This window comes from uncultured Streptococcus sp., assembly GCF_963516575.1.
In the GTDB taxonomy this organism is placed as follows: Bacteria; Bacillota; Bacilli; order Lactobacillales; family Streptococcaceae; genus Streptococcus.
The window spans coordinates 1-12,102 of sequence record NZ_CAUQCP010000018.1 but is presented as its reverse complement, the minus strand read 5'-3'; the positions used below and the strand labels follow the sequence as shown (position 1 = coordinate 12,102).

The following is a 12,102-nucleotide window of genomic DNA, read 5'->3' as shown; positions in this document are numbered from 1 at the left end:
CTAAACCCTTGCTACGAAAGGAAAAAACTCAATGGCTACTATTCAATGGTTTCCTGGTCACATGTCTAAGGCTCGTCGACAGGTGCAGGAAAATTTAAAATTTGTTGATTTTGTGACAATTTTGGTAGATGCACGCTTACCTTTATCTAGTCAAAATCCTATGTTAACAAATATTGTTGGTGACAAACCAAAACTTTTGATTTTAAACAAGGCAGACTTGGCCGATCCAGCAATGACCAAAGAATGGCGTCAGTATTTTGAATCACAAGGAATCCAGACGCTAGCTATCAACTCCAAAGAGCAAGTAACTGTAAAAGTTGTAACCGATGCTGCTAAGAAACTCATGGCTTATAAGATTGCTCGCCAAAAAGAACGTGGTATCAAGATTGAAACCTTGCGTACCATGGTTATTGGGATTCCAAATGCTGGTAAATCCACTCTCATGAATCGTTTGGCTGGTAAGAAAATCGCAGTTGTTGGCAATAAACCAGGTGTTACCAAGGGACAACAATGGCTTAAAACCAATAAAGACCTGGAAATCTTGGATACACCAGGAATTCTCTGGCCTAAGTTTGAGGATGAAACTGTTGCGCTTAAGTTGGCCTTGACTGGAGCTATCAAAGACCAGTTGCTTCCTATGGATGAGGTAACTATTTTTGGTCTCAATTATTTCAAAGAACATTATCCAGAAAAGCTGACTGAACGCTTCAAACAAATGAAAATTGAGGAAGAAGCGCCTGTTATCATTATGGATATGACCCGTGCCCTCGGTTTCCGTGACGACTATGACCGTTTTTACAGTCTCTTCGTGAAGGAAGTCCGTGATGGCAAACTCGGTAACTACACCTTAGATACATTGGATGACCTCGATGGCGACGATTAAAGAAATCAAAGAACTCCTTGCTACGGTCAAGGAGTTAGAAAGCCCTATTTTTTTAGATCTTGAAAAGGATAATCGCTCAGGAGTTCAAAAAGAAATCAGCAAACGTAAAAAAGTCATTCAAGCTGAATTGGATGAAGACATTCGTTTGGAATCCATGCTCTCCTACGAAAAAGAACTTTATAAGCAAGGTTTGACCTTAATTGCTGGTGTTGATGAGGTTGGCCGTGGTCCTCTGGCTGGACCTGTAGTCGCTGCAGCCGTTATCTTACCTAAAAATTGTAAGATTAAAGGTCTCAACGACAGCAAGAAAATTCCTAAAAAGAAACATCTGAAGATTTTCCAAGCCGTTCAGAACCAAGCCTTGTCAATCGGCATTGGTATCATGGATAATCAGGTCATCGACCAAGTCAATATCTATGAAGCAACCAAACTGGCCATGCAGGAAGCAATCTCCCAGCTCAGTCCTCAACCTGAGCACCTTTTGATAGATGCCATGAAGTTGGAATTACCAATTTCACAAATTTCCATCATCAAAGGTGATGCGAATTCCCTTTCAATTGCAGCAGCTTCTATAGTAGCCAAGGTGACACGTGATGAATTGATGAAGGAATACGACCAGCAATTTCCTGGCTATGATTTCGCTACTAATGCAGGATATGGAACAGCTAAACACCTGGAAGGACTCGAAAAACTAGGAGTTACCCCAATTCACCGGACCAGCTTTGAACCTATTAAATCGCTGGTTTCAGGAGAAAAAGAAAGTTAAGTTAGAAGGAATGATTATGGAGGAACAGTCAGAAACACTCAGTTCCAAGAAAGAATTTGCCTTTGCCTCAAGCACCATATTATCCCAAGTTGGACGAGGAATCATCGTCGGTCTTGTCGTTGGAATTATCGTTGGATCCTTTCGTTTCTTAATCGAAAAAGGCTTCCACCTGATACAAGGACTTTATCAAGATCAAGCGCACCTAGTGCGCAATCTTTTTGTACTGGTTTTATTTTACATACTCATCTGCTGGCTCAGTGCGAAATTAACTCGATCAGAAAAAGATATCAAAGGCTCAGGAATTCCTCAAGTCGAAGCCGAATTAAAGGGATTGATGAGTCTCAACTGGTGGGGCGTTCTTTGGAAAAAATATGTGCTAGGAATTCTTGCTATTGCCAGTGGACTCATGCTGGGGCGTGAGGGACCCAGTATTCAACTTGGAGCGGTAGGTGGTAAAGGAATTGCCAAATGGCTCAAATCCAGTCCGGTAGAGGAACGTTCCTTGATTGCTAGTGGAGCTGCCGCTGGTCTAGCTGCAGCCTTTAATGCTCCGATTGCAGGACTTCTCTTTGTGGTAGAAGAAGTTTATCACCATTTTTCACGCTTTTTCTGGGTCTCAACTCTCGCAGCTAGTCTCGTAGCAAACTTTGTTTCTCTGCTCATATTTGGCCTAACACCCGTACTGGATATGCCAGACAATATCCCACTCATGACCTTAGATCAGTATTGGATTTACCTCCTTATGGGAGTTTTTCTTGGACTATCTGGTTTTCTCTATGAGAAAGCTGTGCTCAATGTTGGTCGAGTTTATGATTGGATTGGTCAAAAAATACGTTTGGATAGAGCTTATTATCCAATTCTGGCTTTCATTCTCATCATACCAGTCGGAATCTTCTTACCACAAATCCTTGGTGGTGGAAATCAGCTGGTTCTTTCCCTAACTGAGCAAGATTTTAGTTTCCAAGTTCTATTAGCTTACTTTTTAATCCGCTTTGTTTGGAGCATGATTAGTTATGGAAGTGGTCTTCCAGGAGGAATATTCCTACCAATTTTGGCGCTTGGCTCCTTACTTGGTGCCCTAGTTGGTGTTATTTGTGTCAATCTTGGGCTTGTCAGTCAAGAGCAATTCCCTATATTTGTCATTCTGGGAATGAGTGGCTACTTTGGAGCGATTTCTAAGGCTCCCTTAACTGCGATGATTCTGGTAACCGAAATGGTAGGCGACATTCGCAACCTCATGCCACTTGGATTAGTAACCCTAGTTGCCTACATCATTATGGATCTGCTCAAGGGTGCGCCAGTCTATGAGGCTATGTTGGAAAAAATGCTGCCTGAAGAAGCGTCAGATGAAGGAGAAGTCACCCTCATTGAAATTCCCGTATCTGATAAAATCGCTGGAAAACAAGTACACGAGCTCAACTTGCCACATAACGTACTCATCACCACCCAAGTCCATAATGGCAAGAGCCAAACAGTTAACGGCTCAACCAGAATGTATCTGGGTGATATGATTCACTTAGTGATTCCAAAAAGTGAAATTGGAAAAGTCAAAGAATTGTTGTTGTAGTTCTTTTTACATAATTTATGTTATATTTATGTTATGTAAAAATTTGATTAATACTCTTCGAAAATCAAATTCAAACCACGTCAGCTTCGCCTTACCATACTCAAATACAAGCCTGAGGTTAGCTTCCTGTATAAATACATTAGAAAACCGATTCTCAGTAATGAGATCGGTTATTTTTTACTGATGAGGCATTTCACATACAAGTAATTGAACTTTGATAAAAATAAGACTATAATTAACTTAGAAATGATAAAGTATAAAGCTAGAAAGGAGTTTACTGTATCAAATCTGTACAGTAAGATTAAAATCATGAAAAAGAAAACAATAGCAATTATACAATGTATTTTGTATCTCATAGCTCCTTATATAGCTCTTCAGTTATGTAGAATGAACAGAAGTTTCGTTACTGATAATCTCTTTTTTATTTTCCTTATTCTACTGACTATTTCATTCTGGTTTAGTATTTGGAAACTAGAAAAAGCACTAGATAATGATTCACATAATAACTCCAAAGATTTAGAAAACTAAAAGTTTATGTACAATTGACTTAACATGAGCTAAACCATTGATACAACTGAATTAGAAGCATAAAGTACATTCTTTAAAAAGTGTACTTTATTTTTGTTTTGTACATTATTCTAGAGTGGTATTTTGTATGTTTTATAGTGCATAATATCATCTAATCGAAGAAATTGATTTGTACATTTTTTACTCTAGTAACGGTAGAAGAAGAGGTGGTTCAATTGTACATTTTATTTAAAATATTTATAGTTATAAGATTAGTATTTGAAGCATAGATATAGTAGATACAGTGGTATAATAGTGTTAACAGACTTTCAGGAGAAATGACATGAGATCACACACAGTTATTCTAGGTGCTGGTGCTACTATTGCAGCAATACCAGATGGTGATAAAAACGGCAAAAGTTCTTCAGTTATGAATGGATTGCTAAAAAAACTAAATTTAGAAGAAATTCTTGCTGGTGTTGAATTACAGACAAAGAGCGAAAATTTAGAGGATATCTACTCAGAATTATTTGAGAGAGAAGAGTGCTCCGAAATAGTTAGAAAGCTAGAAGAAAGACTATATGATTATTTTGCTTCGTTGGAGTTACCTGATGAACCAACAATTTATGATTTTTTAATATTAAGTTTAACAAATAAAGATTGTATAGCTACGTTTAATTGGGACCCTTTACTTATACAGGCTTATATTCGCTGCTCAAAAATTACTCTGAACTTGCCAAAAATTCTTTGTTTACATGGTAATGTAGCTGTTGGGTTTTGTGAAAAACATATTGAGTTTGGAGGAGTAGATTGCTACTGCCCAACATGTCATAATAAATTTTATCCAACAAAATTATTGTATCCAGTGAAAAATAAAGACTATTCTTCCGACGGCTACATAAATTGGTGTTGGAAAGGATTAGATTACTTTATCGATCATTCATATATGTTAACTATTTTTGGATACAGTGCTCCTAAGAGCGATGTAGATGCTGTTAATTTAATGAAAAAAGCATGGGGAAATATTGAAGACCGACCACTTGAAGAAGTTTCCGTAATAGATATTATAGACGAAGAGACTATGCTAAATACATGGAAAGACTTTATTCATAGCCATCATTATAGGTATTCAAATTCATTTTTTGATTCTTACTTAGCAAAATTTCCAAGAAGAACTTGTGAAACCGTATTTGCAACATTTTCATTAAATATTCCTTCTGATGGTAGTAGAGGATTTAAAGAGAATTTTAATTGGGACATGATAAAAGAGTTTTTATCTGATATGTTAGTTGAAGAACAGGAAAATAAAGGAAAATCAAATTTAAAATCGAAATATTTAGTTTGGGGTGAAGATGTTAACAAATAATCCAATTAATCATAGTGTACTTAAATTGTCAATGAATTTCGATAATGCTTTTAAACATAAAAATATAGAGGAAATCTATAGACTAATAGAATTTGGAAAAAATATGGAAAACACTATTGATGATATTTCCAAAATTCAATTATTTTATTCTATTGGGACAGCATACGCTGATATACTTGAACTAAGTGATAACTTAGTTTTCAACATAGATACCGATTTTACAGTTCAACAAATTTATTACTTTAGAAAAGCTATAGAAATTTCAAATAACGTTGATATAAATTCTGAGAACAGTAGGTTTGTTTTCCCATTATTATGTTCACTTTACACTAATTACGCAAATTTATTAGATGCTTGTGGTAGAAAGCAGTTAGCTATTAAGATGTATTGTAAATGTATACAAATCAATCCAAGATTCACAATGGCTAGTGGTAACTTGGCTATTTGTCTAGATCATTATCGTAATTTTTTGAATGATAACGAACATCTCCACTTTATTAAAAAAATTAAAAATTTAATAGAAACAAGCATAACTGTTTCAGACCCAAACAGAGTTGATTATGCAGATAAACAATTTATTGAACTTTACGAACAATATCTTAATTATAAAGACTTAGATGAATGTTCTTGTAAAGAAATTGATTACAATCCCAATTCACAAAAGTATCGTGAATGGTGTTGGGACAACGGGCTGTATCTTAATCCACTTAATGATTTACAAGCTGACGATATAAATAGATATGATGATAATCTTTTACTACCAAGTTTATTATTTCAATCGGATAAAGATTTAAACAAATATATTTCTATGTTTAATCAAATTAAGCAAGAATATGTTTATGCGCGTTATCTCTGTTTTAATAGCATTGAGAGTGATTCGGTTCATTATGCTGACGAGAATGTTAATCTTATTGATTGTCTAGACTATGTACAATACTCTGTCAGAGTTGAAGGTTTAAAAGCTGCTTTCAAAACACTATATTCATTATTAGATAAAGTTGCAATGTTTATAAATGAATATTATTCTTTAAAAATTGAAACTCGAAAAGTAAATTTCCATTCAATTTGGAGATCAAATAGTGATTTAAATAAAATGTTGGATAAGAATATTGGTCTGTCATCTATATTTTGGATAGAGAAAGATTTTGATAATGGTGATAATTCTTTAACAGCTAATCCAAACTCAAAGCGATTGAAAATTATTAGAAATTATTTAGAGCATAGATTTACTAATATAACATTGAATATTTTTAATGGAAGTGAAGATAATAATGAAACCAGACTGTATCTAACTGAATCTGAACTTCAAGAGTTTGCATTAGATTTATTAAATCTTGTAAGAGAAGTTATTTTTTCACTCAAAAATGCCATTCAAATAAGTGAAAATGAAAAACAATCTACTCTAAGCAGTGAAGTTGCTTTAATTCCGATAAATTATGAAGAAGTAGATTTGGAAGATAAATTATAGCATTGAGCATACAATTTATAGTCGTTATAAAAAGCAATAGTCTAAATTCATTTAACTAATCGACTTAACTAGAGCTAAACCATTGATAAAACTGAATTAGAAGGATAAAGTACACTCATTAAGCAGTGTACTTTATTTTTGTTTTGTACATTATTTGTTGATTGCTTAATCAATACTACATCTCTATCAGGCAATTCAGACTCCATTTAGTCCTCTAAAACCAATGTTGAGGCAGCATCACTGCTTGTACGAACTTAGAAAAAATGTTGACGAAAAAGCCTTGGTGTCAAGGTTTTTTTGGCATCCTCAAAAAGGTAATTTTATAATTGACAGTTTGTCAGTAGAGTAGTATAATTTATAAACAGGAGGAATAAAATGCGAGATGTAAAAGATCCGGAAATTCGACGGGCTGAGATTATGGATGCTGCTATGCTCCTCTTTATGGAGAAAGGATATGCGAACACAACAACTCAGGATATAGTCGATAAGGTGAATATATCACGAGGTTTGTTATACTATCACTTTAAGAACAAAGAAGATATTCTGTATTGTCTTGTGGAACGTTATTCAGAGAAATTATTGAGAAATATTCACGTGATTGTCAATGATGATGACAAAACTGCTATTGAAAAAATAAGAGCCTTTATAGATGCCACAATAATCTCTACAGATAACGTTTCAGCGGAAGGAACTGAGTTACAAAAGACGGTTGATCTTGAAGAAAATCGTTATATGTTAGATAAGTTGTCTCATAAGCTCATTGAAAAACTGACTATATATTTTGAGAGGATAATAAATCAAGGCATCTCAGAAAAAGTATTTTCTGTAAAATATCCATCAGAAACAGCAGAATTTCTGATGACAGCCTATGTTTTTGTTTCAAATAACATAGGTATAAAAACTTCAAAGAAAGAACCTGTCAAAGATTACTTGAATGCATTTAAGATAATGCTGGAACAAAATCTAAATACAAAAGGACTCTTTAGCAATTAAAAAAAGATAGAATGTTTGTAAAGAGAACTATGTACCGATAGCTAAATCAAGACAAGCTATCGGTATTATTTCAAAATATGACTGACAAATTGTCAATAGAGGTGAAAATATGTTAGAGATAAAGAATTTTAGTAAAAGTTATGGAGACAAGAAGGTTGTGGATAACCTATCTATTTCAGTACAGCCTGGAGATATTTATGGTTTTATTGGAGCAAATGGTGCAGGCAAAACGACAACGATAAAGGCAGTTGTCGGTATCCATGATTTTGAAGACGGAAGTATAATTATCAACGGTCATTCTATTAAAGAAGAACCTGTTATTTGTAAAAAAATGATGGCGTATATCCCAGATAATCCAGATTTGTATGAACATATGACAGGACTTCAATATATTAATTTTATTGCTGACTTGTTTGAAATTCCTACAAAAATACGCAAGGAGAGAATACAAAAATACGGTGATTTATTTGATATGACTGAGCATCTTTCGGGGATTATTTCTTCATATTCACATGGAATGAAGCAACGAACAGCCATTATTTCTGCACTTGTACATTCTCCCAAACTATTGATTTTAGATGAACCTTTTGTTGGGTTAGATCCCAAAGCAACTTTCCTACTAAAGAAAATTATGCATGAGTGTGTTTCAGATGGAGGTGCTATTTTCTTTTCAACCCATGTATTGGATGTTGCGGAAAAATTATGTAATAAGATTGCCATTATCAAAAATGGAAAGTTAATTGCAAGTGGCAATACAGGAGACGTCAAAGGTGATGAATCATTGGAGGCATTTTTCATGGAGGTGCAGAACAATGAGTAACATTTGGATACTGCTTAAAGCGCAATTGATTAATTTCTTTCCTATTAACGAGATTAGAGATTCACGAAATAAAAAACAAAGTTCAATGGCTATTGCGAGTTTTGGCATAATAACTCTTTCCTTATTTTGCTTTGTTTATAATATAATAACAGCGAAAACATTGGTACACGTCGGACAGCAGAACTTGATTCCAGCATATATGGTCTCTGTCTCAAGTTTTTCAATATTATTTTTGACAGTATTTTATTCGAATGGCATTTTATTTGGCAGTCGAGATATGGAAATTCTCCAATCCTTACCTGTTAAAAGTTCGTATATTATCACCAGCAAGTTCATGTTTATGTACTTATTGAATTTTTTAATAGGCTTGATGTTTATGCTTCCGGGTGGAATTATATGGGGCTTGAACGGAAGTTTAAACCTCCTACAGATTATATTGTATTTTACTTCTATAATTTTTGCCCCTTTGATCCCCATGTGTATAGCGGCATGCATGGGACTCGTTATTGTTGTCGCTTCATCTTTTTTTAAAAGAAAAAATGTTATCTCTCTTATTTTTTCATTTGCGATACTAGGTATAATTGGATATTTTGCATTATCAGCTTTGCAATCAGGTGATGAAAGTAGTATTGGGGTTACTCTCGCTAAGCAAATTACTGGACTGTATCCAATTTCTAGACTATTTATGTCATACTACAATTTTCCAATGTACTATGGGATGGGATTTTATATAGTTCTTTCAATAGTCGTCTTTTATCTATTTGTCAAAATTGCTTCGTTGAAGTATGGACTACTTAATACACTTGCCAATACAAAATCAAGTTATGCTAATGACAAAGTATCTTATGAAAGAAAATCGGTATTTTTTTCCTTGTATCAAAAAGAGCTTGGACGATTTTTAAGTTCTTATATGGCAGTCTTGAATGCTGGGCTTGGAGTGATTCTTTTATGTGTCTTTAGTATATGTTTCCTGTTTAATTCTGTCGGTCAAATAGGAAATTCAGCAGGAATTGAAAATATAAATGAGTATCTTTCAAACTTAGCTCCCGTCTTTATTGCATCTATGCTTTCACTCAGTTGTCCAGCAGCTTCATCTATATCTTTAGAAGGTAAAAATATTTGGATTTTGAAAAGTTCTCCAGTTGAAGTGAAAACGATTTTAAATGCTAAGATAGCTGTCAACCTTACACTTCATTTGATTGGATATATGATTTCTGTATCTGTATTTATGCTGAAACTTGATATGAATCCTATTCAAGTTCTGAATCTAGTTATTGTTCCTATATGTTACTCCCTTTTTATAATGGTAATCGGAATTTCATTAAATAAAAAATATCCTAACTATGATTGGGACAGTGAGATGATAGTTGTCAAACAAAGTCTTCCTGTTATTGTAACTGGAATTATTAGTATGATTACGCTTATTACGCCTATTTTGCTTAATTGGTTTTTTAATCTTCCGATTATATTTGTTTTGCAAGCAGTATCAGTAATTTTACTGGCTATTTCGTTTAGAATTTATATAAAAATGACCAAGTTAAATTTTATCTAGTTAAAGGAGGAAAATAAGATGAAAAATAGACTGTTAAAAGATATTTTGGTTTTGTTGGGAATGATGGTCATCATAGTCATTATTTGTGGGTTTCTCCCTGAGAAAGTTCCTATTCATTTCAATGCAAAAGGAGTAGCAGATATGTTTGCAAATAAATACTATCTTCTACTAGCTACAGTCATCCCTTATTCTGCATATTGGAAGTTTGTTAGGGAAAGTGATAATAAAAAGATTAAATGAAACACCATCTATATTTACAAATTGCATCAAAATTAAGAACAACTATTTTAAGAGGTGATTATGCACCTGAACAACAAATTCCTTCAATAAGGAGATTAGCAGAAAACGAGAAGTGTAATCCGGCAACTGTCCAAAAAGCAATGAAAGTTCTCGAAGAACAGAATTTGGTTACTAGCTGTGGAACATTAGGATATTTTGTCATAGCAAGCGAGCAAGAAATAAAGGAGTTAAGATATCAAGAATCTAACAAGCTAGTGAAAATTTTGTTTGAAAAACTTGGTGAGCTAGGCTTTTCAGAAGATGAGATTGTTAATTTATTTTTTAGAAAAGATGCTTAGAAGAAGTTGAATGGAAATTTATTAGGATTATTTGTGAAAGTATAGAAAAGCCTTGATTTTAAGGCTTTTTTCATTTTCTAATAAAGAACTTGACATTATTAGTTACTTCCACTACAATAGAATTACATACCATTGGTATGATAGAAAGGAACAAAAATGGCAAGGAATAGAAACTCACATGAAACTAGAAAAAAAATACTAGAGGTCTCTAAAAATTTATTTTTAGAAAAAGGATTTGATAATACGTCAATACAAGATATCATAGATGGATTAGGAGGATTAACAAAAGGTGTTATCTATCATCATTTTGAGTCTAAATATGATATACTGCAAACAATCATTAGCGAAAATAATCAAGAAATTTTAAATTATAATTGGAGAGGAAATACTGGATTAGAAAAGATACAAAACTCTTTGATGGACTCTTTCTCTAATTTTGAACACCAAAGGCTCGTTTACTCTGCCTCAATCATGCTAAGAAGTCCACGTTTGTTAGGAGAGCAGTATCTAGGTCTATTTTCTGATTTTTTACCCGAAATTAGAGAAAAGGTTTACGAAGGAGTTGAAGATGGGTCTATTAAAACAGAATATCCAGAAGAGCTAGCAGATTTAATTGTTTTATCTCTAAATATTTGGATTGGTTTTCAAATTTCCGTTTTTTCATTAGTAGAATTAAAGCGTAAAATGAATTTCATTAAACTTACTTTTGAAGGTCTAGGGGTACAGTTAATTTCTGATGAAATGATGGAGGTGATTTTCAACTTATTTGATCACTTAAAAAAATAGTAAATAAGTAGTCGCATGGCATTCATGTTAATACTAATTTCTATTTATGTGTTATCAATTCAATAAATTATCTTACATAATTTATAGTTAAAAAATAACATACTTTAAGTGTGTTATTAAAAATCCATTATACATACCGAAGGTATGTTTGTTTTTAGTATATACATACCGATAGTATGTATAGTAACATTGTCTGAAGAATAAGCTTATTTTTAAATATTTGTCGAGATTAGTCTGAATAGTTTATTCTTTATTTACGCTTTGGAGGAAATAATCTATGTTGTCGCTTATTAAAATTGAATTAAATAAAGTTTCTAAATCTAAATTATTTTTAGCCTGGTTGTGTACTATATTTATAGTGTTAGGTATTACAGCAATCATTATTATGGGTTTAGGTACTGACAATAAACTAGGAGAATTTACTGGACAGGATTCTAATGTTATTAGAATTACTGGTAAATGGGAAGGTTGGGCAATTGTAGCTTCATTGTTTTCATCTTTATTTACAAAAGCAGCATTTTTGATTTTCGAATCTTATTTATTGTCTACGATTATTATTGATGAATTTAAACGAAGAACAATTTTTCAGTTGTTTTCTTACCCTATTTCTAAAATAAAGTTACTTTGGGGAAAAATTCTTTCAGTCATTCTAATAGCATTTATTGCCCATTTTTCTGCACATTTAGTGATTCAATTATTCATTAGATTCATGGCTGTTGTAACTGAATCTAGTTATATCCCTCTAGCTAGTCAATTAATTGACTTAGCTGGAATAACGTTTGCAACAGTACTAATAGGGTTACTACCATTTGTTTT

The 12,102-nt window shown here is 33.2% G+C and carries 12 protein-coding genes; all 12 read left to right on the top strand.

The annotated features are described in order from the left end of the window. The first annotated feature begins 31 nt into the window (after positions 1-31). Positions 32-883 (top strand): ribosome biogenesis GTPase YlqF, encoded by an 852-nt coding sequence (ylqF, locus tag RWM06_RS04465; protein ID WP_313970242.1) that lies wholly within the window; start codon positions 32-34, stop codon positions 881-883. Beyond that, complete coding sequence (locus RWM06_RS04460) at positions 870-1,649, top strand: ribonuclease HII (RefSeq protein WP_313970241.1); 780 nt, start codon at positions 870-872, stop codon at positions 1,647-1,649. Before ylqF ends, RWM06_RS04460 begins: the two co-directional genes overlap by 14 nt. A 16-nt stretch (positions 1,650-1,665) precedes the next feature. After that, positions 1,666-3,216 (top strand): chloride channel protein, encoded by a 1,551-nt coding sequence (locus RWM06_RS04455; protein ID WP_313970240.1) that lies wholly within the window; start codon positions 1,666-1,668, stop codon positions 3,214-3,216. Between the two features lie 850 nt (positions 3,217-4,066). After that, positions 4,067-5,089, top strand: coding sequence for a hypothetical protein (locus tag RWM06_RS04450; RefSeq protein ID WP_313970239.1), 1,023 nt, complete (start codon positions 4,067-4,069; stop codon positions 5,087-5,089). Continuing rightward, entirely contained in the window at positions 5,076-6,557 is a 1,482-nt protein-coding gene (locus RWM06_RS04445) for an LA2681 family HEPN domain-containing protein (protein ID WP_313970238.1), read from the top strand. The genes RWM06_RS04450 and RWM06_RS04445 overlap by 14 nt, the downstream gene beginning before the upstream one ends. Positions 6,558-6,932: 375 nt before the next feature. Beyond that, positions 6,933-7,550, top strand: a complete 618-nt coding sequence (locus RWM06_RS04440; protein ID WP_313970237.1) for a TetR/AcrR family transcriptional regulator — start codon at positions 6,933-6,935, stop codon at positions 7,548-7,550. A 109-nt stretch (positions 7,551-7,659) separates the two neighbouring features. After that, positions 7,660-8,370, top strand: a complete 711-nt coding sequence (locus tag RWM06_RS04435; protein WP_004182887.1) for an ABC transporter ATP-binding protein — start codon at positions 7,660-7,662, stop codon at positions 8,368-8,370. After that, positions 8,363-9,922, top strand: a complete 1,560-nt coding sequence (locus RWM06_RS04430; RefSeq protein ID WP_313970236.1) for a putative ABC transporter permease subunit — start codon at positions 8,363-8,365, stop codon at positions 9,920-9,922. Before RWM06_RS04435 ends, RWM06_RS04430 begins: the two co-directional genes overlap by 8 nt. An 18-nt stretch (positions 9,923-9,940) precedes the next feature. Next, entirely contained in the window at positions 9,941-10,162 is a 222-nt protein-coding gene (locus RWM06_RS04425; protein ID WP_002890487.1) for a DUF1648 domain-containing protein, read from the top strand. After that, positions 10,159-10,500, top strand: a complete 342-nt coding sequence (locus tag RWM06_RS04420; RefSeq protein WP_313970235.1) for a GntR family transcriptional regulator — start codon at positions 10,159-10,161, stop codon at positions 10,498-10,500. The genes RWM06_RS04425 and RWM06_RS04420 overlap by 4 nt, the downstream gene beginning before the upstream one ends. Positions 10,501-10,656: 156 nt before the next feature. Next, positions 10,657-11,286, top strand: a complete 630-nt coding sequence (locus RWM06_RS04415) for a TetR/AcrR family transcriptional regulator (protein WP_225750359.1) — start codon at positions 10,657-10,659, stop codon at positions 11,284-11,286. A gap of 277 nt (positions 11,287-11,563) precedes the next feature. Continuing rightward, a partial coding sequence (locus RWM06_RS04410; protein ID WP_313970234.1) for an ABC transporter permease occupies positions 11,564-12,102 on the top strand: 539 nt, incomplete at its 3' end.